Here is a 25,528-nt window from a genome sequence, read left to right as displayed (position 1 = left end):
GGTTTGGCGGCAACAGGGGATTCGGTTTCGTTGATGGAGGACACGGTCATTCGATTCAAAGGGAAAATGCCAGCGGCACTACACACCGGCCACCAGCGGATTCAACACGGCAAAGCGTGGTTCAATCGACCTTGGCGCTACCGTAGCGCCGCTCGACATAGTCGCTGACGATGCGATGGAACTGCTGGGCAATGTCGTCACCCTTGAGCATCATCGCTTTCTCGCCGTCGATGAACACCGGCGCGGAAGGCGACTCGCCATTGCCAGGCAGGCTGATGCCGATATCGGCATGTTTGCTCTCGCCCGGGCCGTTGACGATGCAGCCCATCACCGCCACTTTCATGTTCTCGACGCCCGGGTAACGACTGCGCCAGTACGGCATCTGCTGACGCAGGAAGTCATCGATCTCCTTGGCCAGTTCCTGGAACAGGGTGCTGGTGGTGCGCCCACAGCCCGGACACGCAGTCACGCTGGGCACAAACACCCGCAGGCCAAGCGCCTGCAGAATTTCGGCGGCGACCACGACTTCCTGGGTGCGCGCCTCGCCCGGCTGCGGCGTGAGCGAGACGCGGATGGTATCGCCAATGCCCTCCTGCAGCAAAATGGCCAGTGCTGCCGCTGATGCGACCGTCCCCTTGGCGCCCATGCCCGCCTCGGTCAATCCCAGATGCAATGCATAGTCACTGCGTCGCGCGAGCTCGCGGTAGACGGCCACCAAATCCTGTACAGCACTGACCTTGCAGGAAAGGATGATCTGTTCACCCGGCATGCCCAGCGCTTCGGCCTTTTGCGCCGATGAAATGGCGGACTCAATCAACGCCTCATACATCACCTGACGCGAATCCCAGGGCGTGGTGCGCTGCAGGTTTTCATCCATCAGGCGGGCCAGCAGCTCCTGATCAAGGCTGCCCCAGTTCACCCCGATGCGCACCGGCTTGCCCCAGCGCATCGCCGCCTCGATCATCTGGCCAAACTGCAGGTCATGGCGCGCCCCCTTGCCCACGTTACCCGGGTTGATGCGGTATTTGGACAGTGCCTCGGCACACGCGGGCACCTCGGTGAGCAATTTGTGGCCATTGAAATGGAAATCCCCCACCAGCGGCACGTCAACCCCCATGCGGTCGAGCTGCTCGCGAATGTGCGGCACGGCTTCGGCGGCCTTGCTGGTGTTGACCGTGATGCGCACCAGCTCCGAGCCCGCCTGCGCGAGTTCCTTGACCTGGATCGCCGTGGCAATGGCATCTTCGGTATCGGTGTTGGTCATCGACTGGATGCGCACAGGCGCGCCACCGCCGATGGTCACCACACGTTCGCCCCACTGCACCCGCGCCTGACGCGAGCGGTGCGGGCCTGGCTGCGACAGCGCGATCGGCTTACGATCCGTGTCCACGCGTTCAGTCACGGCGAGACCTCAAAGCGCGCTACGTTGCGGCGCGCGAACGGCTGGATGTCAAAGCGCTCTCCCTTGACCATGACCTGCACCGCATCGGCGCGACCAATCTCCACGCGCAACGGGGGCGCATCGGTAATCACCAGCTCGCGCCCTCTGGGCATGGTGCTCTGATGAAGAATGGTGTTCGAGGCATCCCGCACCAGCACCCAGACGGGTTCCAGCGCGGTGATGCGCAACGTCTCGGCCGCCTGCGCGGCCTGCTCCGCCGGGGCGGACGCCGCCTCGGAGGCTGCCGGCTCGGTTGCATCCGCGGCAAGCTGCGCCGAAGTGGCAGCGACTGTGTCATCCGGCGACGCGGGCGCGGCACTATCGCGCTGCGCCCTCGCCGACGTGTCGTCCACAGGCCCTGGAGCCGACACGTCCGCAACGGCCGCACTGGCATCGACCGTGGTAGTAGCCGGAGGCACAGGAGACGGCGCGGGAATCGGCACCAGCGACAAACCAGGTGGCGCATCTTCGGCCTCGCCGTCCACCTGCGTTGGCGACGCAAGCACCGGACTGTCGGCAGCCTCGGAGGCGGAGCTTGCCACCATCTGCAGCATCCGCGGCCAGAACAACACCAGGGCCGCCGCCAACAGCAGCAGCAGCCCGATCAGCCACGCCATGCGCGGAATGCCGCCGCGATAGCCGCTGGCGGCCATCGCCGGCTGGTCGGTACTCTTGAAGGTCTGGTTGAGGCCATCCGAGTCGCGCGTCAGACGCGGCGACCCCACCTGCGGGAACAGCGCCAGCACCGGTGCAGCGTCCACCTGCAGCAGCCGGCAGATGCTTTGCGCCAGCGCCCGCGTGAACACCATGTCCGGCAACTTGTCGTAGGCGTCGTGCTCCAGCGCATTCAGCTTCTCGGGCGTCACTTTCAGCACGGCAGCCAGTTCCCGCAGCTCCACGCCGCGCTCTTCGCGGTAGCGCCGCAGCAATGCGCCAGGCGTGGCCGACGGGTCTCGCTCTGCCGCTGACTGCGCAGGCAACGGCGCCCCGGCGGCTGCGGCAGAATTGGTATCACTCATAGAAAGCACCTCGCTCATACAGCGCCAGCTCCCGGGACTGCGGGAAGCGCTGCGCCAGAATGGCACCAAGCTCCCGCATCCGCGCAGTCTGACCCAACGCCTTTTCGACCTTGATGCCCAGCCACAACGTCTCCGCGTTGGCCAGCTCCGAGGCGTTGAGTGGCCGCAGCAGGTTCTGCGCCCTGGCAACCTGACCATCGTCGTACCACAGCTTGGCCAGATTGAAGGAAATAATCGGATTATTGGGATCGATGTAGCTGGCCTGCTCCAGTGTCGCCATGGCCTGCTGCAACCGCCCGGCCCGCTGCTCACACAGCCCCTTGGCCACCATCGAGCGGGCGGAGGTGGTAAACCCAGGCATTGCCAGCACCCGCGACAGGTAGCCCAGCCCCTCGTCATAACGGCCCTGCTGGCAAAGCACCCAACCATAGTTGTGCAACACGCCCGGATCATCCCCACGCGAACGCAACACGCGCGCAAAGTCGCGGTCGGCCGCTTCGAAATTGCGCTGCTCCGCGTGGATCAGGCCGCGCAGCATGTAGGCATCGATCAGCCCGGGATCCAGTGCCAGCACACGCCCCACTTCTTCCATTGCAACGTCATGGCGTCCCACTCGCAGGTATTCAGCCGCCAGTTCCATACGCACCTGCACCGCTTTCTCGACGTCCGGCTCGGACGCTCCTGCGGCTGCACCCGGCGTTGCCACATGCAGCGGCGTCGTGACATTCGACGTCTGACATGCCGCCACCAGCACGGCGAACATCACTGCCACCCAATGCCCGGGCGCGCCAGAGCGCCTCTGCTTGCCGCGCTGGCCGCCTGTGCTGAAGTACACCGTCATCCCTTGACCTCCTGAACGTATGCGTCAGCGGTGGCAAGTGCCGGACTGCGCTTGCGCTGCATGCGCACAATTGCACGGGTACGGTCCTTGACCTCCCCGGCGAGCTGGCCGCACGCGGCATCGATGTCATCCCCACGCGTCTTGCGCACGGTCGTGACAAGGCCCGCATCCAGCAAGATTTGCGCAAAGGCCTGCACCGCCTCGGGGGAGGAACATTGCAGGCCCGATTGCGGAAACGGATTGAACGGAATCAGATTGAGCTTGCACCAGTTCGGACCCTTGCCCTCGCCAAGCAATAGCTCGACCAGCGCGAGCGCATGCTCGGGCTGGTCGTTGACGCCTGCCAACATGCAATATTCGAACGTAATGAAGTCGCGCGGCGCATAGGCCAGGTAGCGCTGACACGCCTGCATCAGCTCCTGCAACGGATACTTGCGGTTGAGTGGCACCAGATCATCACGCAGGGCATCCTGCGGCGCATGCAGCGACACCGCCAGTGCCACCGGACACGCCTGCGAGAGCCGATCCATCATTGGCACGATGCCCGAGGTCGACACCGTCACCTTGCGGCGTGACAGCCCATAGCCATGGTCATCCAGCATGGTGCGCAGTGCTGGCACCAGCTGCGTGTAGTTCTGCAAGGGTTCGCCCATACCCATCATCACCACATTGGTGATGATGCGTTCGTCGCTCTGGAAGCGTCGGCGCAGCTCATGTTCGGCATACCACAGCTGGGCAATGATCTCCCAGGTCTTGAGATTGCGGCTAAAGCCCTGATGGCCCGTCGAACAAAAGCGGCAGCCGATGGCGCAGCCCGCCTGTGAGGACACGCACAGCGTCGCCCGGTCTCGCTCGGGTATGAACACCGACTCGACGGCATCACCCTGCCCGACATCAAACAGCCATTTGATGGTACCGTCGCGCGAAACCTGCTCGGAGAGCACCGCAAGCGGCTGGATCTGCGCCGTAGCGTGCAACTTGGCACGCAGGGACTTAGCCAGATCGGACATGGCGTCGAAATCAGCCACGCCACGCTGATGAATCCAGCGAAAAAGCTGTGTGGCGCGAAAGCGCTTTTCTCCCAGCCCGGCGCACCACTCGACCAGGCCGTCATGGTCCAGGCCTAGAAGATTGGTCTTTTCGTTGGAGGAAGTGGAAGTCATGCGCTTGAAAAAGGGTTGCTAACCTGGCGTCAACGCCATGCCGACAAACCTGGCGACCATTGCTCGGCACAAGGCCATGCACGGCAGTTTGCGCACAAGGAAAAAGTGCGATCAGGCCATTTTAGAACCTGCTGATGATCTTTTCATCCGATGTACTGCCATTCGGGCACGCCGCACGCGGGAATCAACCGCTGCACCGATCATGCACCCAGGCAAGGCGGGCCATACAACTGCGCGCATTTCCGGAACGCCTCACTGGGGAACGCCCTGCAGGCACCTTCCAGAAAAAGCTGCACCCCCCACCGCGCGATCAATCGCTTCGGCAGCGGCGACTTGGCGCGCACCGCACGCATCCCATGTCAGGTGTGCGCCGGCGCGTGAACAAACACGTCAGCAGGCTTTGGGCATGGGGGATTGCCACGCAATCGCCCCGTCACGCCCACAAAAAGGCTCGCAATCAGCGCGAATAGATGTTCAGCGCCGGGAAAAAGAACGCGATCTCGACCTGGGCCGTCTCGGGTGCGTCAGAACCGTGCACGGCGTTGGCGTCGATGCTGTCGGCAAAGTCGGCGCGGATGGTGCCGGCATCCGCCTTCTTGGGGTCGGTGGCGCCCATCAGCTCACGGTTCTTGGCGATAGCACCTTCGCCCTCCAGCACTTGCACCATCACCGGGCCGGAGATCATGAAGTCCACCAGATCCTTGAAGAAGGGGCGATCCTTGTGCACGCCGTAGAACTGCTCAGCCTCCTGGCGCGAGAGCTGGACCATGCGTGCAGCCACGATCTTGAGGCCCGCGTTCTCGAAACGGGCGTAGATCTGACCAATCACGTTCTTGGCGACGGCGTCAGGCTTGATGATGGAGAGGGTACGTTCGATGGCCATGTCGGTATTCGTGTGGTATTAGTTGAGAAAAGCCAGCGATTCTACCGCGAACTCATGGTCGGCAGCCATCGTCACTGACCGCGACGCGGGTTGCGACCACCCGCGCGCGGGGCATTGCCTTTGCGCGCGCCACCCGGCGCGCGTCGCCGCACCCCTTCCTGACCGATATAGCCTGATGCCTGCTTCGCGGCAACCGGCGCAGCGCGGCGCGGTGCGGCTTCGGGAGCGATGCCGGCGCTGGCGCGGCCGCGCACGCCGCCGCGCCCGCCACGGTCCGGATTGGCGCGCGAGACACGCCGCTGGCCAGCCGCTGGCCTGCGTCCACTGCCTGCACCGCCAAGCGCAGCGCCAGGCTGCGGCAGGCCCGCCTCCTGCATCAGGCGATCAACGTCGCGCTCGCTCAGCTCCTGCCACATGCCACGGCGCAGGCCACGCATCAGCACGACGCTGCCATAACGGATGCGAATCAGTCGGCTGACGGCGTGGCCCACGGCCTCCATCATGCGCCGCACTTCGCGGTTGCGCCCCTCGGAAATGGTGACCTTGTACCACTGGTTCACGCCCTCACCACCCACCAGCTCGACGCTGCTGAAGGCCGCCTCGCCGTCGTCCAGTTGGACCCCTTCGAGCAGTTGCGCGCGCTCCTGTTCGGTCAGTGCACCAAGCACCCGTACGGCGTACTCCCGCTCAAGCCCATAGCGGGGATGCATCAACCGGTTGGCCAGGTCGCCGGAATTGGTCAGCAGCAGCAGCCCCTCCGTATTAAGGTCCAGACGGCCAACGGCCTGCCACTTGCCCTGGTACAGCGGTGGCAGCTTGCGAAAGACGGTGGGACGATTGAGCGGATCATCGCGCGTGACCATCTCGCCGGCCAGCTTGTGGTAGGCCAGCACGCGCGGGCGCGGCGGCGCGATCTGGACGCGCACTGGCTTGCCATTGACGCGGATCTGATCGCCATACTGGACGCGCTGCCCGACATGGGCAGGCTGGTCGTTGACGGTCACGCGCCCTTGCTGGATGAGCGCCTCCATCTCCAGACGCGAGCCAACGCCAGCCTGCGCCAGCACCTTGTGCAGCTTGGGTTGCTCGGCATCGGGCTGCAACACGCGCTTGTACGCCTGCGCCTCGCCCGCCTCCTCGATAGCGTCCAGGCGACCGGTCACCAGATCGTCCAGATCGACGGGCTGCTGGGCCAGTTCCTGTTGATCGGCCGGCGCCTCGGCTGCGGGCACTGCCTGCGCGGACTGCCGGCGTAACCGCGCCGGCCCTGCAGCGGGCCTGGGTTTCGGCGCGGCCTGCTTACGCAGCGCCGCGGGGCCGCGCCGCGCTGCCGATGCACCGGGGCGGGCGCCATCCTGCGGATCGCGAGGCTTGCGGCCTATGCCCTTGGCGGGGCGCCGTGAAGGTTGTTGTTCCATTCGTATCACTAGGTTGGCATGCGGCGCGGCAGCACCGCGCGTGGCATGAATATGCACAAGAAAGCAAGGAGGGGGCTGCCCCGCTCCAATGGCCGCATCATAGGACAGCCGCTCCCTCCGCTGCGCGACTTGCGGGATACAAGTTGCACCGATGCGGGCATCCGCAATGCGAACGCACCAGCAGGTGCGCGCTACCGTTCAGGCAGATGGCGCGGCGTCAGGAGCCGACGGGGGCGCTGCCTGCGCTGCGCAACCGAGCGCAGGCATCACTGCGCCGCCTGCCGTGTCATCCTCCTGCACGCTCTCCTGACGCTCAGTATCCTGCGATGGCGGCGCGGACTCCTCGCCAGCCTGCGGCAACGCATCCGGTGCGGCGGCCTGCACATCCACCTTGTCAGAGGGCGGTTGCAGCGCCTGCAACTGCTGCAGGGTGGCCTCGCTCACCGCCGCAATTTCCGGCAGATCGCGCAGACTGCGCAAGCCAAGGTCTTCGAGAAACTGCGCAGTGGTGGCAAACAGCGCGGGCCTTCCCACCGTTTCGCGATGGCCGATGACCTCCACCCAGCCACGTTCCTCAAACGCCTTGATGATCTGGCTGTTGACGGCAACGCCACGTATCTCCTCAATGTCCCCGCGTGTAACCGGCTGACGGTAGGCAATGACTGCAAGAATTTCCAGCGCTGCGCGCGAATAGCGCTGCTGCGGTGGCGCTTCCAGCCTTGCGAGGTAGCCGGTCACGCTCGGGCGTGTCTGGAACCGCCAGCCCGTCGCAACCTCCACCAGTTCCAGGCCGCGATGCGCCCAATCGGTCTGCAACTGCTCCAACCAGGCAAGGATTTGGCCTTCGTCGAAGGCAGGCTCGAAAAGGCTGCGCAGGGCCGACACCGGCATCGGCGCGCTGGCACACAGCAAAGCCGCCTCAAGCACATTGAGGGGATCGACCGGTCTGGATTCTTCTGCGGCGGTGGTCATTGCGCAAGTGTAGACGCATGCATACGTATTGCAGAACAGCGCACTCCGGGGATGGGGTACAACGATGCCGCGAGCAAAGAGGCCATCGGCAGACCCCTAAAAAGCAAACAGCCGCTGGGCCGCGGCTGCTTTTCATGCAGGCCCGAAGGCCAAGCGCTCAACGCTTTTGCCGGTACTTGCGCAGCGCAGCGATCTGTGCAGCCAAGACGGCCAGCTCGGCCTGCGCCGTTGCGATGTCAATTTCGCTCTTAGCATTGCGCAGGGCATCTTCTGCCGCCTGCCTGGCACGGTTGGCTTTTTCCTCGTCCAGATCCGCGCCGCGCACCGCGGTGTCGGACAGCACGGTGACCCGATCAGGTTGCACCTCAAGAATGCCTCCGGCGACGAAGACGAACTCTTCCTTGCCATCGGGCAACTCGATGCGCACCGAGCCCGGCTTAATGCGGGTAATCAACGGCACGTGGCGCGGCAGAATGCCCAGCTCACCCGATTCACCGGGCAGCGCGACAAACTTGGCCTCCCCCGAGAAAATGGATTCCTCGGCACTGACCACGTCGACATGTATGGTGCTCATTGGCGTTCCTTGCAACTGCTTTCAGTGAAAGTGAACCGGGCGGTGGCCGGCACCAGGGCACGTGCCACCAGACAGATTCACCACGCCAGCGATCAGGCGACTTTCTTGGCCTTTTCGATGGCTTCGTCGATCGTGCCAACCATGTAGAACGCCTGCTCGGGCAGGTGATCCACCTCGCCGTTGGTGATCATCTTGAAGCCGCGAATGGTCTCCGACAGCGGCACGTACTTGCCAGGCGCGCCCGTGAACACTTCGGCAACGTGGAAGGGCTGCGACAGGAAACGCTGGATCTTGCGCGCACGCGCCACCGTCAGCTTGTCCTCGGGTGCCAGTTCGTCCATCCCCAGAATGGCGATGATGTCGCGCAGCTCCTTGTAGCGCTGCAGCGTACCCTGCACGGCGCGGGCGACCTGATAATGCTCCTCGCCAACCACCTGCGGGTCGAGCTGGCGGCTGGTGGAGTCCAGCGGATCGACAGCCGGGTAAATCCCCAACGCAGCGATGTCGCGTGACAGCACCACGGTGGAATCCAAGTGGGCGAAGGTCGTGGCAGGAGAAGGATCGGTCAAGTCATCGGCAGGCACGTAAACGGCCTGGATCGAGGTGATGGAACCGGTCTTGGTCGAGGTGATGCGCTCTTGCAGCTTGCCCATTTCCTCGGCCAGTGTGGGCTGGTAACCCACTGCCGATGGCATGCGGCCCAGCAACGCCGACACTTCGGTACCGGCCAGCGTGTAGCGGTAGATGTTGTCGACGAAGAACAGCACGTCACGGCCTTCGTCACGGAAGGCCTCAGCCATTGTCAGGCCGGTAAGTGCCACGCGCAGACGGTTACCCGGCGGCTCGTTCATCTGGCCATACACCATGGCCACCTTGGAGTCGGCCAGATTTTCCTGGTTGACCACCTTGGCGTCCGACATCTCATGGTAGAAGTCGTTGCCCTCACGGGTACGCTCGCCCACCCCTGCAAACACCGACAATCCCGAGTGGGCCTTGGCGATGTTGTTGATGAGTTCCATCATGTTCACCGTCTTGCCCACACCGGCACCGCCGAACAGGCCGACCTTGCCGCCCTTGGCGAACGGACAGACCAGATCAATCACCTTGATGCCGGTTTCAAGCAGCTCCTGCGAGGGCGACAGCTCATCGTAGGCCGGCGCCTTGCGGTGAATCGAGGCCGTCTGCGCCTGATCGACGGGACCGCGCTCGTCAATGGGGTTACCCAGCACGTCCATGATGCGGCCCAGTGTGGCGCGACCAACCGGAACAGTGATGGGGTTGCCGGTATTGACCACCGTCAACCCACGGCGCAGACCATCGGACGAGCCCAGTGCGATGGTGCGCACCACGCCGTCACCGAGCTGCTGCTGCACCTCAAGCGTCAGGGACGTGCCTTCCAGCTTGAGTGCGTCATACACATTGGGCACCGACCCCTGGGCAAACTCCACGTCCACCACAGCGCCGATACACTGAACAATTTTTCCTTGAGCTTGAGCCATTTCTATTCCCAATCAAAATGTTTTAGACGGCCGCCGCACCAGCCACGATTTCCGACAGCTCTGTCGTGATCGCAGCTTGACGTGTCTTGTTGTAGACGAGCTTGAGTTCGTTGATGACGTTACCGGCATTGTCGGTGGCGGCCTTCATGGCCACCATGCGCGCCGACTGCTCGGACGCCATGTTGTCTGCCACGGATTGGTAGATCAGCGACTCAACGTAACGCACCAACAACTCATCAATCACGGTCTGTGCATCTGGCTCGTAGATATAGTCCCAATCGCCGCTTCGCTTTGTGCCATCGGACGCCTCCAGGCGCTCAGCCGGCAGCGGCAGCAGTTGCTCGACCACGGACTCCTGCCGCATGGTGTTGATGAATTTCGTATAGCTCAGATACACGGCGCTGAGCTCTCCAGCGGCATAGGCATCCAGCAACACCTTGACCGGGCCGATCAGCGCATCCAGACGGGGCGTATCGCCCAGTCCGGTAACTTCTGCCACCACCGGTGCGCCGATGCGGTTGAGAAAACCCAGTCCCTTGCCACCAATGGCAACTGCACGAACGGCCTTCCCATTCTGCTGCAGCTCGGAGAGCTTGTTGGTCACCGCACGCAGCACATTGGTGTTCATGCCGCCACACAGCCCCTTGTCGGTGGTCACCACGATCACACCCGCGGCCTTCGCGTCGTCATGCTTCACCATGAAAGGATGACGATACTCTGGGTTGGCTGCTGCCAGGTGCGCGGCAATGGTGCGAATCTTTTCACTGTAGGGGCGAGCGGCCTGCATGCGCTCTTGCGCCTTGCGCATCTTGGACGCGGCCACCATTTCCATGGCCTTGGTGATCTTCTTGGTGTTCTCCACCGATTTGATCTTGCCGCGTATTTCCTTGCCTGCTGCCATAGAAAACTCCTTTCAATGAACGACCGGACTCTGCCCTTCAGGCAAACGATCGCTTGAAGGATTCAATGGCAGAAGTCAGTTCGGCCTCGCTGTCCTTGTCCAGCGCCTTCTTCTCCAGCAGCTTGTCGATCAACGCGCCGTGCGAAGTCTGCAGATACTGGTGCAGTCCCTTCTCGAAGTCCAGCACGCGCTTGACGTCGATGTCGTCCAGATAACCCTTGTTGACAGCAAACAGGGAGGCGGCCATCAACGCAATGCTCAGCGGCGAATATTGCGGCTGCTTGAGCAATTCCGTCACGCGGGCACCACGATCGAGCTGCTTGCGGGTCGCCTCGTCGAGGTCAGACGCGAACTGCGCAAACGCGGCCAGTTCGCGGTACTGGGCCAGGTCGGTACGAATACCGCCGGACAGGCTCTTGATCAGCTTGGTCTGAGCTGCACCGCCGACGCGCGACACCGAGATACCGGCATTGATGGCGGGACGGATACCGGCGTTAAACAGGTTGGTCTCGAGAAAGATCTGGCCGTCGGTGATCGAGATCACGTTGGTCGGCACGAATGCGGAGACGTCACCAGCCTGGGTTTCGATGATGGGCAGCGCAGTGAGCGACCCCGTCTTGCCCTTGACCTCGCCCTTGGTGAATTCTTCCACGTAATGCGCATTGACACGTGCAGCACGTTCCAGCAGACGGCTGTGCAGATAGAACACGTCACCAGGATAGGCCTCCCGCCCCGGCGGACGGCGCAGCAGCAGCGAGACCTGGCGATATGCGACGGCCTGCTTGGACAGATCGTCATACACGATCAGGGCATCCTGACCACGATCGCGGAAGTACTCGCCCATCGTGCAGCCAGAATAGGCCGAGACGTACTGCATCGCAGCCGATTCGGACGCCGTGGCAGCAACAACGATGGTGTAATCCATGGCACCAGCCTGCTCCAGGGCGCGGACCACGTTCTTGACCGACGAGGCCTTTTGTCCGATAGCCACGTAAATGCAGGTAACGCCCTGACCGCGCTGATTGATGATGGCGTCAATGGCCACGGCGGTCTTGCCGGTCTGACGGTCGCCGATGATCAGCTCACGCTGCCCCCGGCCGATTGGCACCATTGCGTCAATCGCCTTGAGACCGGTCTGCAGCGGTTGATCGACCGACTGGCGCGCGATCACACCGGGCGCGACCTTTTCAATGACGTCGGTCATCTTGGCATTGATCGGCCCCTTGCCATCGATAGGCTGTCCCAATGCATTGACCACGCGGCCAATCAGTTCCGGGCCGACCGGCACTTCCAGAATGCGCCCCGTGGTCTTGACCACATCACCTTCGGAAATGTGCTCGTACTCACCCAGAATCACGGCACCCACGGAGTCGCGCTCCAGGTTCAGTGCCAGTCCATAGGTCGGCGCACCGGTGCTGTCTGCCGGGAACTCCAGCATTTCGCCCTGCATCACCTCGGACAGGCCGTGCACGCGAACGATACCATCCGTCACGGATACCACGGTACCTTGATTGCGCACGTCAGCGCTGGATTCCAGGCCTTCGATGCGGCTTTTAATCAGCTCGGAAATTTCTGCTGGATTGAGTTGCATGACTCGTTCCTCGTTGCTTGATCGATTGCGTCTGCTTGCGGGCCGTCAGGCCGTCAGCGCCGCTTTCATTTGTTCCAGACGGGCTTTGATGGAAGTATCGAACTCCTCATCGCCCACGACGACCCGTATCCCACCTATCAGCGACGCATCGGGCTGCACTGTGAGGTTGAGCTTGCGGCCAAAACGCTTCTCGAGCACTGGCCGCAGCCCATCAAGCTCGGCATCACTGAGCGGGAAGGCACTGTAGACCACAGCATCTGCCGCGCCCTGCTGCGCGTTCACTAGTCCGCGATACTGCGCAGCAATCATGGGCAATGCCGGTAGACGATCGTTGTCGATGACGGTCGCCAGAAAATTCTTCGCCAACTGCGGCAAATCCCCCTGCACCACCGACTCGAACAGACTCAGAAGCTGCTCGCGACTCACCTTCGGGCTTTGCGCAACGCGTTGAACGTCCTCGCTCGCCGCAACTTCGGCAAAGGCATCCAGCCACTGCTGGACCTGCTCGGCGCCTGCCACACCCGTCGCCTTGAACAGGGCTTCGGCGTATGGGCGCGCAATCGTGGCCAGTTCTGCCATATGGACCCCTTGTTACAGCTCAGTCTTGAGACATCCTAGCAAGTCGGCATGCACTTCGGCATTGACCTCCTTGCGCAGGATTTGCTCCGCACCCTTGACCGCAAGCACAGCCACCTGGTCGCGCAGCGCCTCACGCGCCGCATGCAACTGCTGCTCGGCATCGGCCTTGGCCTGCGCGAGAATCTTCTCAGCCTCGGCATTGGCGCGTGCCTTCGCCTCACTGACGATAGCCTGCGCACGACGCTCGGCATCAGCCAACAGGGACGCAGTCTCGTTGCGCGATTCGGCCAGCTGCTGCTCTACCCGCTTGTTGGCTTCGGCCAGCTCGGTCTTGGCCTTGTCTGCGGCAGCAAGTCCGTCAGCGATCTTTTGCGCTCTTTCATCCAGCGCCTTGACGATGGGCGGCCACACGAACTTCATCGTGAACCACACCAGAATCAGAAAGACAATGGCTTGAAAGAACAGTGTCGAATTGATATTCATTGCAACACCTCTCTTTCGTGGCGTTGAATGAACTTAGGCGATAGCGGGCACGAACGGGTTTGCAAATGCGAACAGCAGGGCAATTGCGACACCGATCAGGAATGCCGCATCAATCAGACCTGCCAGAATAAACATCTTGGTTTGCAGGTCATTGATCAGCTCAGGCTGACGTGCCGAAGACTCCAGAAACTTGCCGCCCATCAAGGCGATACCGATTGACGCACCAATAGCACCCAGGCCGACGATCAGACCACAAGCGAGCGCAACCAGACCGTTGATGTTGCCGATGATTTCCATGATAAATCCTTCAGTTAGTGGAGGTTGAGATGAAAGGGAAAGGAAAGAAAAACGAAACCCCAAAGGACAACACACCCAGGTGTGCCGTCAAATTGACGTCAGTGCGCGTTGTGCGCCTGACCCAGATAGATGAGCGCCAGCATCATGAAGATGAACGCCTGCAGGGTGATCACCAGAATATGGAAGATAGCCCAAATGGTCCCGGCAATCACATGCCCAAGACCCAGTAGAACACCGCCAAAGGACATCGCCGCAAAACCACCCATCAGGGCAATCAGCATGAACACCAGCTCGCCAGCATACATATTGCCAAACAACCGCATGCCATGCGAGACCGTCTTGGAGACGTACTCAATGATCTGCATGACCAAGTTGACAACCCCAAGAATCACAGCAAAGAACGGATTCTTGGAAGTACCAAACGGCGCCGTAACCAGCTCGTGCGCGAATCCGCCGACCCCCTTGATCTTGATCGCGTAAAACAGGCACAGCACCAGAACCGCCAACGACAACCCGAACGTCACCGAGAGATCGGCCGTTGGCACGACACGCAGATAGGCATCATGGTAGTCACGCCCAACCGCCTCGTGGGCAACACCCCACAGATGCGGCAAAAGATCAACGGGAATCAAATCCATGGCATTCATCAGGAAAATCCAGACAAACACCGTCAGCGCCATCGGCGCAATGAACTTGCGGCTCTCGGCATTATGGATATTGGCCTTGGCCTGGCCATCCACCATCTCCACCAGAATCTCGACGGCAGCCTGAAAGCGCCCCGGCACACCCGCAGTCGCGCGCTTGGCCGCCAGATACAGCACAAACACAGTCAACAAGCCCAACAACAGCGCAATCAGCAGGGAATCGTAATTAATGACCCTGAAGTCAACAATGAAACCCTGCTTGACGTTAGTCCAATGGCCAAGGTGGTGAACAATGTATTCGCTTGCGGTAGGACCGCCTTCAGAGGGTGCTGCCATAAGTCAACTCTATTTGATCGTTCTAGACATTTCTGCGTCGCGCCAACCAGATCGGCGCCACCCAGTACACATTGACGGTCAGTACGATGGCCAACAACAGCATCGACCAAGCCACTTCACCAAGCATCCACGGAGCCAGCGCCAGCAAAACCACGCTCACCAACAGCTTGCCCAACTCCCCAAGGACAAGCACACCCAACGAAGGTTGGCGCACGACCAGCGCAGCAAAGCCTGCAGCAGGCAACGCAATGGCCGCCGCTCCGTAAAACCACGAGATTATAGCCGCAGAATCCTGGCCAACTCCCCAAAGTATTCCCCCTCCGAGCAAGGCCAAAATCGCTTGACAGGCCACGATCGCCAAGGGAGATATCCGCCTGTGCCCCGCACGCCATCTTGCGGCTTGCGCAGCATTCAACGGCGCAGGAAAGGCATCCTCCCACGCGGGATCGCTGGTGTCTGCGAATGCGTCGGCGTTGGGCTTACGCATATGATCGCTCGGGTCCTCTGCAGGCATCTGCGGTCGCCAGAAGTCAAAGACGCGCGATTGTATGCGGCCCCCTGATGCGCTGTAGGACAAAGACCCCGCAAGACCATCAGCGCGCGAGGCGACGTCGGCAGTGGTAGTCTTGCAAGCTGCCTTTCTGGCTTCATATACAGGCGCCATGACACATCACACCCACTCCCCCGAAGAGCAGCAGTCTGCCATTGTGTATCCCCAGGACTTTCCGATCAAAGTCATGGGACTGCATTCGGCCGAACTGGTTGAGGCCGTGCGTGACATTGCGGCGCGGCACGATCCTGGTTTCCGGCACGAAACCATTGAATTGCGCGAAAGCCGCGAGGGCAAGTACCTCAGCGTCACGATCACCATCCGCGCCACCAGCCGCACCCAGCTGGATGCCATCTACCGGGAGTTGACGGCCCACCCGCTCTCGAAATGGGTGATCTGACAGCGGTTGCGCCGATGTCCTCCCTGCACGAACGGCCATCGCCGGGCGATGCGCTCCCTGCCCCTGCAGCGCAAGCCCTTCCCTTGCTGGTTCGCCACCTGGGCGTGGTGGACTATGTCTGCACTGCCGAAGCCATGCGCCGGTTCAGCGAGGCGCGCGGCCACGAAACACCGGATGAGCTATGGCTGTGCCAGCATCCACCGGTCTACACACAAGGGATCACAGGCAAACTGCAGCATGTGCTTAATGCCGGTGCCATCCCCGTGGTTCGCAGTACGCGCGGCGGGCAGGTGACCTACCATGGCCCCGGCCAGATCGTCGCCTATCCACTGATCAATCTCAAGCGTCACGGCATTTTTGTCAGGGAGTACGTCTGCCGGCTCGAAGAAAGCGCCATACGCACGCTGTTGCATTTCGGCGTATCCGGCTTCAGGGTTGCCGGTGCGCCTGGGGTCTATGTTGCGCTGCCTGGCGCGCCAGAAAGGCCACCCCGCCAGCAAGCCCCCCAGGCACCGGCCCAACCGGATTTCACCGGACTGGCCAAGATTGCGGCACTGGGGGTCAAGGTGACCCGCGGCTGCACCTACCATGGACTGGCGCTTAACGTGCACATGGATCTGGCGCCCTTTCATGGCATCCACCCGTGCGGCTACAGTGCGCTCACGGTCACCGACCTGCATACAATCGGCGTGCATGCCGCGCTGGAAGACGTGCAGGCCGTTCTGCAGCAGCAGTTGACGCACCTTTTGGCCACCTGATGCGCGCCCCAGCCAACTTCCTCCCACCTTTTATTAGGCACAGCCACTGCACACGATGAGTCTGCCAGCAAGCCCCCAGCCCGCCCGCGCCTACGACCCCACCGTCAAACAGAAGGCGGCGGACAAGCTCTCGCGCATTCCCGTCAAAGTGCTGCAAACGGGACCCGCACTGAAGAAGCCTGACTGGATCCGCGTCAAGGCCGGCTCGCCCACCACCCGCTTCTACGAGATCAAGCAGATCCTGCGCGAGCACCGGCTGCATACCGTTTGCGAGGAAGCCAGCTGCCCTAACATCGGCGAATGTTTTGGCAAGGGCACGGCCACCTTCATGATCATGGGCGACAAGTGCACACGCCGCTGCCCATTCTGTGATGTCGGCCATGGCCGCCCCGACCCCCTCGACAAGGATGAACCGCTCAACCTGGCCAAGACCATTGCCGCGCTGAGGCTGCGCTATGTCGTCATCACCAGCGTGGACCGCGACGACCTGCGCGACGGCGGCAGCGGCCATTTTGTCGAATGCATCCAGCGCATCCGCGAGCATTCGCCGCACACGCAGATCGAAATCCTCGTGCCCGACTTTCGCGGCCGTGATGACCGCGCGCTGGAAATCCTCAAGGCCGCGCCGCCGGACGTCATGAACCACAACCTGGAAACCGTGCCACGGCTCTACAAGCAGGCTCGGCCCGGCTCGGACTACCAGTTCAGCCTGAACCTGCTCAAGAAGTTCAAGGCATTGCACCCCAACGTGCCCACCAAGAGCGGCCTGATGGTCGGCCTGGGCGAGACGGACGAGGAAATCCTGCAAGTCATGCGCGACATGCGTGCCCACGACATCGACATGTTGACAATAGGGCAGTACCTGTCACCGACCAACAGCCACCTGCCGGTACAGCGCTACGTACATCCTGACACCTTCCGCATGTTCGAGGATGAAGCGTACAAAATGGGCTTCACGCATGCGGCCGTCGGCGCTTTGGTTCGCTCCAGCTACCACGCCGACGAGCAGGCTCAGGCAGCGGGCCTGCCGGTGAACTAAGCGGCGATCTCGCGGACGCACACCGGCACATGGTTGCGCAGCCTTGCTGCGCGATGCTGCAGCTTGTGGTGCAGTGCCAACTTCCACGTGGCATGCGCGACAGGCCTGCGCTGCAGCGACATGCCTGCTGAACAGCTAGCTTAGTCTTCCCAGAACCGCGGCGCAGTACGCAGCTGGCGCAGCGCACTGCGGCACGCCTGGACATGTGCCGGCTCGCGGGCGGTGAACCAGCCCACGCCGAACCACGCACGAGGATCGGCTTCAACCAGCGTGCGCCATGTCGCCAGGGCCACGACTTCGTCGTTGTATTCCCCCAACGCGTCCTGTGCTGGACGCAGCAATTGCAGATAGCGCGCGACTGGTTTGCGACCAAACATCTCTGCCGTGAATTCGATCAAGTAGCGCTGACGTTTGAGACGCTTGCGCACTGCATGGCGCTGCTCGGCGCTGAGCACACGATAGCGCTTGCCCGCGCGCACCAGCGCGGCATGCAGCTTGCCAATGCGTGCCTTCAGCTGTGCCAATGCCTCGACATGCGGCAGGCCATCGACCCCCGAACCCCATGCCCCGTCGTCAGGGGCCACATCCGCCCCGTCTCCTTGCTGCTGCGCTACGTTGGATTCCCCCGCGCCAGCAACCAGCCCCATCAACGCCACAAGCACGCTTTGCAGCGCAGACGCGCGCACGATGGCTGCAGCGTTTTGCGTGTGCGCCTGCTGCGCCAGCGTCAACTCCGGGCCGCCGGCGGCAAGCAACTGCGCCTGGGCGCTGGCAAGCACATCCTCAACATCGCGCAGTTCTCCGAGTGCGCGAAATGCCTGCACCAGCGGCGGCAGCCATTCGGGATCGACGAGCCCCGGCGCCAGTGGCCCCAGTTCTCTGAGTGCGGTGCGCAAGCGGCGCAGGCCGATGCGCAGCTGATGAATCTGCTCGGCATCCTCGCTGCCCGCCGCTATTTCACTCGCATTCGGAAGAATCTGCTCCAGGCACGATGCCACGGCGCATTGCAGTATTTCGCGCCCGCTCGGTGTGGCCGAGCGCATGCGCGTGGGCCCAGCCTTGACGGCGGGAACGTGCGTCACCCCGGCACGCAGACGCTCGCCCTGCTCTGCCTTGCTGACGGTACTCAGCCAAAGTCCATGGCGCTGCACCCAGCGCTGGGCCAACTGCACGAAGCTCGGCAGCGCGCCGCGCACCAGTTCCAGTTCCAGTTCCACGATGGGCGCCGTCACTCGCTTGCCGGTGTCCACACGCTCGGCCCGCAAGCGGCCTTTGTCGAAAGCCAGCTCCACCCAACCGCCCGGCACGCGCAGCATCCGGGTCAGGCGCCATACATCAGTTTCGTAGGTAGGCGCCAGCGGCGCATCGCTGGCTGCCAGCGCCTGCTGCAGCAACTCCCCCACCACGGTGCCGGCGTGCAGAGCAGGATCGGGCTGCAGCCGGTCCCCTGCGCGCGCGGGCCCCAGATCGACGTTGTGCTCCAGCCGCTGCAGACTGTCCTGCCCCGCGGCCTTGACGGTTTGCACCCAGTTGGCCCCTTCCTTGCGCAGGCGCAACGCCATGCGATGGCGGGCCAGGACATTGTCGGCAGTATCAAAGTAGCGCGCCTGCAGTCGCTGGCGCTCGACGCTGCCACGCCGCACCGCGGCTTCCACGGTCGATGCCTGCTGGGGTGAGAGGCAGAATTTGAATTCGATTTCTTTGTCGGACATGGCTCGCAGGCGGCAGTGGGGAATTAGTTCGCCATCTTGCCAGAGCCACGCCTTGGCGCGCCATTTTCCATCGTGATCGGGATACGTCGTGCGATTCAACGCCCATGCTTTGACACCGCAATGGCCGCGGTTTACCGGAATTATGTAGCAAACGCACAAGACTAATCTGCCACGATCAAACCAAAATACCCCTGTTTCCATCTCGGACAGGGGTATTTTCATGGCTGAATCACATGTAGTTTCTGGCTTGGTCGCCAAACGGTCGGAAGTCTCCGGCCTGATCTCGCACTATCAGCACGAGATCGCTCGGCTACAGGGCGATATGCAGCATCTCGACGCCACCATCAAGCTATTCGACCCAGAGTATGACTTGCGCACCATCCGACCCAAGCAAGTACGGCAGAGCAGCCGGCTGTTTGCCAATGGTGAGTGCCACCGGCTGATGCTGGAGGCGCTGCGCGAGATGGGTGGGCAAGGTAGCACCGGCGAGATTGCCCAGCGCATTCATGCCTGCAAGGGCTTTGAAGAGGATGCACTCAAGGCTGTTCATCATGGCCTGGACGCGGTGCTGCGTCGCGCCGCCAGTTCTGGCTTGCTGGTGAAGGTTGGCCGCAACGAATCCGGCAACCTGTGGAAACTGGCTGATTTGGCTCAGTGAACCAGATGTTCCATCAGGCGCTTGTTGCCTTGCCAGTAGCCGCCAAAATCCCGCGAGGTGCGCGTCTCGGCGCACTTTATCAGGATGTCGAAGAACATCTCACCGTTACTCATGCGGCGATTGTCTTCCCGGTAGGCGGCTTCATTGGCGTAGTGGTTCAGGTACATGATGCCGAACTTGTGCACTTGGCCGTACTGCATGCGGCGGAAGCGCGAGAAGTAGCTTTCGGCCATGTTGGTGGTCACGCCGTCGTCCGAACGGTATTCGACCTGATGGTTGACGCGCTTGGTTGGGAAGTAAGCGTGCAGCGGGTCGTAGGCTGGCGCTTCGTCAGCAAACACGGTCGTTCCCTTGCGAATGAAGCGGCCTGCCAGCTTGAGCACGCCAGCCTGATGTTCGCTCTTCATCACAAAAGTCAGGGTGCGCTTGCCGCCTTGGCCTGCCTCAGCGCGTGAGCGCATCACGAATACGCAGCGCTTATCGGCCTTCTGGTTCTCGGCCAAGCGACGGTCCACACGGTCGGCCTTTTTGTTCTTCGGGCGCACATGCCCGTTCACATACGCCCCATCCAATTCCACCTCACCGTCCAGTTCGGTTTCATCGCGCTGAGCCATCAACGACTCCCGAATCTTGTGCGCCAGCACGAAGGCAGTCTTGTACTGCACGTCCAGATCACGCGCCAGTTGCAGGGCCGACAAGCCTTTCACGGCATTGCAGTAGATAGCAATAGCAGCCAGGTACACCTTCAACGGCAGCTTGTGGCTGGCGAAGATCGTGCCGGATGTGACCGAGAACGTGTGGTTGCAGTCGCGGCAGCGCCACTGGCGGCGGGTCTTGATGAAGTAGTGCTTGGCCATGCTGCCGCAGCACGGGCAGATCGCGTCGTGATGGCCCCAACGGCTCTGCTTGAACATCTCGAAAGCCTGATCGTCGCTGAGCGAAAAAATCTTGCGCAGCGACAGGGTGCGAGCTCGGGCGGAGAGCAGGAAGTGTTGTGACATGATCGTTATTGCACATAAATATATGTGTCTATTGTGGTAAAAATCACCCCTCGCGTCAAGTGACCTTGCAAATTAATTTATTAATAAAAAACATTAATTTGTTTTTTGTTAGCATAAATAAGTGTGCTATACTCATTAAAACGTGTATCCTCTCGCGCCATGACCTACGATGAATTTCAACGCCAGATCGGCAAGGCCGGACTCACCATCCGTGAATTTGCCGACCTGGTAAAAATGCACCGCAACTCTGTGACCAACTACGCCAAGCTCGGCGAGGTTCCGTCACATTTGGCGGTGATTGCGGCATTGCTTGGCGCGATGGCGGATAAAAAGGTGGACTTCCGTTCCATTCTCGATAGCATCGAGATTGAACCGAAGAAGCCGCGTGGAGGCGCAGCCAAAGGACGATTTGGCGGCAGCAAGCAAACAGATTTGCCGATGGAGTAATGCCGTGTTAGCTCAAGAAGAACTATTCGTTCAGGGGGACTTGCAGGAATGCCGTCCCCTTCTGAAATGGGCCGGGGGCAAGACCCAGCTTCTGGGGGAAATCATTCCAAAGATGCCCAAGAAGTATGGTCGCTACATCGAACCGTTTTTTGGTGGCGGCGCACTGTTCTTTGCCGTGCGACCAGCCGGTGGAGTGATCGCCGACAGCAACCCGGAATTGGTCAATCTGTACCGATCCGTGGCCAGTGACGTTGACGGCGTGTTGGCACAGCTGCGCCAGTATCAGAATACCGAAGAGGTGTTTTATGCCGTCCGTGCCCAAGACTGGACGAAACTCTCAAGTGTTGAGGCCGCTGCCCGTACCGTTTTTCTGAACCGCACCTGCTTCAATGGGCTGTACCGGGTCAACAAGAAGGGGCAGTTCAATGTTCCGTTCGGACGGTACAAGAATCCGAAGGTGCTTGATGAGGATGCACTGAGAGCCGCCTCCCGCCTGTTGCAGGACACGACCATCATTTGCGGGGATTACAAGGACGTGCTGCGGGAGCAGGCGCAACCTGGCGACTTCATTTTCCTCGACCCTCCCTACCTACCCGTTTCGGAGTACGCCGATTTCAAACGCTACACCAAGGAGCAGTTTTACGAGGAAGATCATGCAGAACTCGCTGCCGAGGTTAAGCGTCTGCATGAGTTGGGCTGCCATGTCATCCTGACAAACTCGAACCACCCTTTGGTGCATGAACTATACAGCGCTTTCTCCATCGAAGTGATACAGACCAAGCGCTATATCTCCTGCAATGGCAAAGGGCGAACCGGCGAAGATGTCATCGTGACAGTGCCGCCGAAGCCACGCTTTGATATTCGCTTGGTTCCCGCCCCGTTATCTGAACAAGCATTGCTATACCCGCCAACCCGTTATATGGGCTCGAAGAACAAGCTACTGTCGGAGATTTGGGCCGTGGCGTCTCAGTTCGAGTTCGAGACAGCAGTAGACCTGTTTTCCGGCTCCGGTATCGTGGGGTACATGCTGAAATCGCACGGCAAGGCGGTTATCAGTAACGACTATATGGCCATGTCGTATACCTTCGCCAAGGCGATGATCGAAAACAACGACATCACGCTAGGTGTGGACGAAGCCTTGGCACTGCTTGAGCCTAGAAAGCCGGTGGACCGCTTCGTCGAGACCAAATTCCAGGGGCTGTACTTCTCTGACGAAGACAATCGTCTGATCGACATTCTGCGTGCCAATATCAAGGCGATTAAAAACCCGTACAAACGAGCCATTGCCATGTCCTCGCTGGTGCGTGCCTGCCTGAAGAAACGCCCGCGTGGCATCTTCACCTATGTTGGCCACCGCTATGATGACGGACGTAAAGATCTGCTGATGTCGTTCCGAGATCAATTCTTGGAAGCTGTGAACATGGTTAATGCTGCGGTCTTCGATAATGGCAAGCAGAACAAGGCCAGAAACGGCGACGCTATGACCTTGCAGCGACAGGAATCCGGGCTGGTTTATATTGACCCGCCTTACTATTCCCCGCTATCAGACAACGAATACGTGCGTCGCTATCACTTTGTCGAAGGCTTGGCGCGTGATTGGCAAGGTGTCGAGATTCAGGAGCACACTGTCACCAAGAAATTCAAGTCCTACCCGACGCCGTTCTCTTCTCGCAAGGGAGCTGCCGAGGCGTTTGATCTGCTGTTCAAGCGCTTCAGGGATAGCGTGCTTGTCGTGTCCTACTCGTCAAATAGCCAGCCAACTCTGGACGAGATGGTGGCCATCATGGCGAAGCACAAGCGCCATGTTGAGGTGGTGCCAGTGGACTACCGCTATTCTTTCGGCAATCAGGGACACAAGGTTGGCGACAACAATAATGCGGTACAGGAATACTTGTTCGTAGGTTACTGAGGTTGCCCCATGCTAAACAGTCAAGATCAAGAGAATTTGCTGAAATCCAGCCATGCAGCCAGTTTTCTGGTGCAAGATCTAAACGCCTTGGCCAAGGCCGACAATCCGCTGTTGGCCGAGCTGGCTATTGAGTTATTGCAGCAGGCATCCCAGCTTGAGCAACGACTGAAACGGCTTGAAACCCTCACGCGATAAGCTCAAAGGCATTATTATGACCACGTTCTGTTGAGAGAAGTGATCGTATGAAGCCGTGGCATCTGGGTAATACCACAGTTCGCAGCCCTTTCCGGTTACGGGAAGGGCTTGTTGCATTGTCTACCTCTTCGCTCCAAGGTAATTTGCGGGGTTCCGCGCAGGATATTGCATTTCGCAATTTGCTGGGTGAGCACGGTATTGTTGCCCTTGGTAGCGACAATACCAATAGTGTCGGGCGGAAATGGCGCTCAGCACTCACTAAGCTAGGATTCTTATTTCCCCAGATACCAGCAGCGAGTGGCATACCACAGAATGATGTAGGTCCGGTTGATACGATCACACCGAATGGCTGGCGTCTCATTAGAGCCGAAAGTGTTCCTGCCATGCAGGAGTGCTTTTTGCGAGCACTCGCAGCGCATTATCTTCCGTCAGTCTTGGAGGATGAGTTTGAATGCACGGCCTTCTCGCCGTTGCGGCATGTCCTCTCTGTAATGCTTGAGCTTGAACGCAAAACAGGCGAAAGCCGACTGAACTTCATCGAGATGGCTACGGTGGTGCAAGTCACAAGCCCTGATGATGATCTGACTGTAATTGCGGAGAAAGTATTAGCGCTGCGGGAAAGAAGGGCCTCTTCGACACTCAACAAGAAAAAGTTTGATCGTGAGGAGCTTGAAGCCACCGCACGGAGCATTCTCAAGCCGGATGGGGAGCCTTACAAGGTACAGACATTTAATGACTATGCAGACGCAAATTTTCGTTATCTAAAGGCAACGGGGCTTGTGCAAAGCAAGGGGCGTGGCCTCTCGCTAGTGCCGGAGAAGCATCTGTTCATAGAACGGCTAACTGCCGAAACCGGTGTGCCAGAGTCTGATCGGGCTTACTTCATCACGCTGTGTAACGGTGCTGCCTTGCCAACAGACAACCAGGATTCGGCACTGGCCGTACTGGCTGATCTGTTGCAGCAACTTAGACGCCGTGGCATTCCTTTCGATGTTGGTGGCAAACCGACCGATACTCCGGCTGATATTGAGATTATCCGGCACCAGATCGAGGCGCTTCTGGCTGAGGCGAACGAAGAAGCCTACGCAGCCCAGCAAGCAGCAGTGTGGGAAGAGATCGCTGCTTACATGGAACTGATCATCACACGCCGCAACAGGAAGACCCTTTCTAATGGCGAAGAGATTGAAGTACCACAGGCCGAGGCTCCAGCATATTTCGAGTGGGTACTGTGGCGAGCCTTCCTGGCTATCAACAGCTTGGCCAACAAACCCTATGAAGCTCGCCGCTTCAAGATCGATCAGGATTTCTTGCCGGTAGGTACTGCTCCAGGCAATGGCCCGGATCTGATCTTCGAGTTCGATGATTTTGTGCTGGTGGTGGAAGTCACGTTGACGGCCAACTCGCGCCAGGAAGCGGCAGAAGGAGAGCCGGTAAGACGCCATGTGGCGGATCTCGTGGCGTTCTACCAAGAGCAATCCGGTAAACCAGTCTACGGCTTGTTCATCGCCAATAGAATCGACTCCAACACCGCTGAAACCTTCCGTATTGGTATCTGGTACACCAATACCGATGAGAAAATGCGGCTGGATATCATCCCGATTACCTTGGCGCAGTTCAAAGACGTGTTTGAAGCGCTGTTTGCTTCGGGGCAAGTGGATGTTGCGCTCATTCGAGAGCTACTTGAACAATGCGGCAGCCTGCGACCAACACATGAAGCTCCCGCCTGGAAGCGAGAAATTGCCGACGTTGTACAACGAACAGTAGGCCAGCTTTTGCAGTAAGCATCGTCGGCTTCAAAAGGAGATCGCATGGAGCGTGAAGACATTCATCGGCATTATTCTTGGCAGTTCAAAGCCGGGCGAGTAGTCGATAACAGCGTACCGGATAGCTGGCTGTCGGCCATTTCTTCCTTGTGCACCAATGTCGATGTGCTGATTCAAGGCGAACTACGAGAAGGCTTTCATTGGCTGGACATCAAGGAGAAGCACGGGATGCTGTCGGTGTCTTATGCGGCTCCGAGCGCACTGACGGAAGCGATTGATGCCTTGGTCGATGCGGCGGACACCGCTTGTCGCCAGGCAAGTACGCCAGCCACTGGCATCCTGCTGCGCCAAGTAGTTGGCATGCCAAGACGGGGGCCAGCCTATTTCGCAGAGGACGTACTGACTGCGATGGATTCAGCCCCTCATTAAATGCACAAAGCCCGCGATTTTGCGGG

At 60.4% G+C, this 25,528-nt stretch carries 27 protein-coding genes; 9 read left to right on the top strand and 18 right to left on the bottom strand.

The genetic code is table 11. From position 1 onward, the window contains the following. Window positions 1-121: 121 nt before the first annotated feature. The 16 genes from ispG to AAV94_RS14850 all read right to left on the bottom strand — a co-directional run bounded on the left by ispG (window position 122) and on the right by AAV94_RS14850 (window position 15,002). The gene (ispG, locus tag AAV94_RS07330; protein WP_231731290.1) at window positions 122-1,402 is read right to left on the bottom strand and encodes a flavodoxin-dependent (E)-4-hydroxy-3-methylbut-2-enyl-diphosphate synthase; all 1,281 of its coding nucleotides are present in this window, start codon (window positions 1,400-1,402) and stop codon (window positions 122-124) included. Then, window positions 1,399-2,460, bottom strand: coding sequence for a helix-turn-helix domain-containing protein (locus tag AAV94_RS07325; RefSeq protein WP_046741675.1), 1,062 nt, complete (start codon window positions 2,458-2,460; stop codon window positions 1,399-1,401). Before AAV94_RS07325 ends, ispG begins: the two co-directional genes overlap by 4 nt. Beyond that, a complete protein-coding gene (gene pilW, locus AAV94_RS07320) occupies window positions 2,453-3,301 on the bottom strand; it encodes a type IV pilus biogenesis/stability protein PilW (RefSeq protein ID WP_052754957.1) in 849 nt (282 codons plus the stop codon). Before pilW ends, AAV94_RS07325 begins: the two co-directional genes overlap by 8 nt. Further along, window positions 3,298-4,464 carry a 23S rRNA (adenine(2503)-C(2))-methyltransferase RlmN gene (gene rlmN / locus AAV94_RS07315; protein WP_046741674.1) on the bottom strand — a complete coding sequence of 389 codons (1,167 nt, stop codon included), beginning with the start codon at window positions 4,462-4,464 and terminating at the stop codon, window positions 3,298-3,300. Before rlmN ends, pilW begins: the two co-directional genes overlap by 4 nt. Window positions 4,465-4,921: 457 nt before the next feature. After that, on the bottom strand, window positions 4,922-5,347 hold the full coding sequence (gene ndk, locus AAV94_RS07310; RefSeq protein WP_046741673.1) for a nucleoside-diphosphate kinase: 426 nt from the start codon (window positions 5,345-5,347) through the stop codon (window positions 4,922-4,924). A 71-nt stretch (window positions 5,348-5,418) separates the two neighbouring features. Continuing rightward, a complete protein-coding gene (locus AAV94_RS07305; RefSeq protein WP_052754956.1) occupies window positions 5,419-6,765 on the bottom strand; it encodes a pseudouridine synthase in 1,347 nt (448 codons plus the stop codon). A 198-nt stretch (window positions 6,766-6,963) separates the two neighbouring features. Continuing rightward, window positions 6,964-7,737 carry an SMC-Scp complex subunit ScpB gene (scpB, locus tag AAV94_RS07300; protein WP_046741671.1) on the bottom strand — a complete coding sequence of 258 codons (774 nt, stop codon included), beginning with the start codon at window positions 7,735-7,737 and terminating at the stop codon, window positions 6,964-6,966. A 157-nt stretch (window positions 7,738-7,894) separates the two neighbouring features. Continuing rightward, entirely contained in the window at window positions 7,895-8,311 is a 417-nt protein-coding gene (locus AAV94_RS07295) for a F0F1 ATP synthase subunit epsilon (protein ID WP_046741670.1), read from the bottom strand. 92 nt (window positions 8,312-8,403) lie between these two features. Next, window positions 8,404-9,810, bottom strand: coding sequence for a F0F1 ATP synthase subunit beta (atpD, locus tag AAV94_RS07290; RefSeq protein ID WP_046741669.1), 1,407 nt, complete (start codon window positions 9,808-9,810; stop codon window positions 8,404-8,406). Window positions 9,811-9,832: 22 nt separating this feature from the next. Then, the gene (atpG, locus tag AAV94_RS07285; protein ID WP_046741668.1) at window positions 9,833-10,711 is read right to left on the bottom strand and encodes a F0F1 ATP synthase subunit gamma; all 879 of its coding nucleotides are present in this window, start codon (window positions 10,709-10,711) and stop codon (window positions 9,833-9,835) included. A 37-nt stretch (window positions 10,712-10,748) separates the two neighbouring features. Continuing rightward, a complete protein-coding gene (gene atpA / locus AAV94_RS07280; RefSeq protein ID WP_046741667.1) occupies window positions 10,749-12,302 on the bottom strand; it encodes a F0F1 ATP synthase subunit alpha in 1,554 nt (517 codons plus the stop codon). A gap of 45 nt (window positions 12,303-12,347) precedes the next feature. Next, entirely contained in the window at window positions 12,348-12,881 is a 534-nt protein-coding gene (locus tag AAV94_RS07275) for a F0F1 ATP synthase subunit delta (protein ID WP_046741666.1), read from the bottom strand. Window positions 12,882-12,893: 12 nt separating this feature from the next. Next, window positions 12,894-13,364 (bottom strand): F0F1 ATP synthase subunit B, encoded by a 471-nt coding sequence (locus tag AAV94_RS07270; RefSeq protein ID WP_046741665.1) that lies wholly within the window; start codon window positions 13,362-13,364, stop codon window positions 12,894-12,896. A gap of 33 nt (window positions 13,365-13,397) precedes the next feature. After that, window positions 13,398-13,652: a F0F1 ATP synthase subunit C gene (gene atpE, locus AAV94_RS07265; RefSeq protein WP_046741778.1), complete on the bottom strand. Its 255-nt coding sequence runs from the start codon at window positions 13,650-13,652 to the stop codon at window positions 13,398-13,400. 107 nt (window positions 13,653-13,759) lie between these two features. After that, window positions 13,760-14,641 (bottom strand): F0F1 ATP synthase subunit A, encoded by an 882-nt coding sequence (atpB, locus tag AAV94_RS07260; RefSeq protein WP_046741664.1) that lies wholly within the window; start codon window positions 14,639-14,641, stop codon window positions 13,760-13,762. A 22-nt stretch (window positions 14,642-14,663) separates the two neighbouring features. After that, a complete protein-coding gene (locus AAV94_RS14850) occupies window positions 14,664-15,002 on the bottom strand; it encodes a hypothetical protein (RefSeq protein ID WP_156454369.1) in 339 nt (112 codons plus the stop codon). A 301-nt stretch (window positions 15,003-15,303) separates the two neighbouring features. Between AAV94_RS14850 and AAV94_RS07250 the strand changes: the two genes are divergently transcribed. The 3 genes from AAV94_RS07250 (at window position 15,304) to lipA (ending at window position 17,388) form a co-directional block, all read left to right on the top strand. Beyond that, window positions 15,304-15,591, top strand: coding sequence for a YbeD family protein (locus AAV94_RS07250; RefSeq protein WP_046741662.1), 288 nt, complete (start codon window positions 15,304-15,306; stop codon window positions 15,589-15,591). Window positions 15,592-15,674: 83 nt separating this feature from the next. Continuing rightward, window positions 15,675-16,349 carry a lipoyl(octanoyl) transferase LipB gene (lipB, locus tag AAV94_RS07245; RefSeq protein ID WP_269430768.1) on the top strand — a complete coding sequence of 225 codons (675 nt, stop codon included), beginning with the start codon at window positions 15,675-15,677 and terminating at the stop codon, window positions 16,347-16,349. 55 nt (window positions 16,350-16,404) lie between these two features. After that, entirely contained in the window at window positions 16,405-17,388 is a 984-nt protein-coding gene (lipA, locus tag AAV94_RS07240) for a lipoyl synthase (protein WP_046741661.1), read from the top strand. 140 nt (window positions 17,389-17,528) lie between these two features. Here the strand turns inward: lipA and AAV94_RS07235 are convergent, their stop codons facing one another. Further along, a complete protein-coding gene (locus AAV94_RS07235) occupies window positions 17,529-19,100 on the bottom strand; it encodes a CYTH and CHAD domain-containing protein (protein WP_046741660.1) in 1,572 nt (523 codons plus the stop codon). Window positions 19,101-19,320: 220 nt separating this feature from the next. On the opposite strand from AAV94_RS07235, the gene AAV94_RS07230 reads away from it, so the two are divergent. Beyond that, window positions 19,321-19,758, top strand: a complete 438-nt coding sequence (locus AAV94_RS07230) for a hypothetical protein (RefSeq protein ID WP_011911810.1) — start codon at window positions 19,321-19,323, stop codon at window positions 19,756-19,758. Here the strand turns inward: AAV94_RS07230 and AAV94_RS07225 are convergent. Further along, window positions 19,752-20,759: an IS1595 family transposase gene (locus AAV94_RS07225; RefSeq protein ID WP_046741659.1), complete on the bottom strand. Its 1,008-nt coding sequence runs from the start codon at window positions 20,757-20,759 to the stop codon at window positions 19,752-19,754. The genes AAV94_RS07230 and AAV94_RS07225 overlap by 7 nt on opposite strands. Window positions 20,760-20,918: 159 nt before the next feature. Here AAV94_RS07225 and AAV94_RS07220 point away from each other — a divergent pair, with 159 nt between their 5' ends. The 5 genes from AAV94_RS07220 to AAV94_RS07200 are packed head-to-tail and all read left to right on the top strand — an operon-like array spanning window position 20,919 to window position 25,502. Continuing rightward, window positions 20,919-21,206 carry a hypothetical protein gene (locus tag AAV94_RS07220; protein ID WP_046741658.1) on the top strand — a complete coding sequence of 96 codons (288 nt, stop codon included), beginning with the start codon at window positions 20,919-20,921 and terminating at the stop codon, window positions 21,204-21,206. 4 nt (window positions 21,207-21,210) lie between these two features. Then, window positions 21,211-23,115, top strand: a complete 1,905-nt coding sequence (locus AAV94_RS07215) for a Dam family site-specific DNA-(adenine-N6)-methyltransferase (RefSeq protein WP_046741657.1) — start codon at window positions 21,211-21,213, stop codon at window positions 23,113-23,115. Between the two features lie 9 nt (window positions 23,116-23,124). Next, entirely contained in the window at window positions 23,125-23,310 is a 186-nt protein-coding gene (locus AAV94_RS07210; protein ID WP_046741656.1) for a hypothetical protein, read from the top strand. Between the two features lie 47 nt (window positions 23,311-23,357). Beyond that, entirely contained in the window at window positions 23,358-25,091 is a 1,734-nt protein-coding gene (locus tag AAV94_RS07205) for an AlwI family type II restriction endonuclease (protein ID WP_046741655.1), read from the top strand. A 27-nt stretch (window positions 25,092-25,118) separates the two neighbouring features. Continuing rightward, window positions 25,119-25,502, top strand: a complete 384-nt coding sequence (locus AAV94_RS07200; RefSeq protein WP_046741654.1) for a hypothetical protein — start codon at window positions 25,119-25,121, stop codon at window positions 25,500-25,502. The last annotated feature ends 26 nt before the right edge of the window (window positions 25,503-25,528 follow it).

It is taken from the genome of Lampropedia cohaerens, from assembly GCF_001005215.1.
Lineage (GTDB): Bacteria > Pseudomonadota > Gammaproteobacteria > Burkholderiales > Burkholderiaceae_C > Lampropedia > Lampropedia cohaerens.
This window is presented reverse-complemented; position numbering and strand designations above follow the sequence as displayed.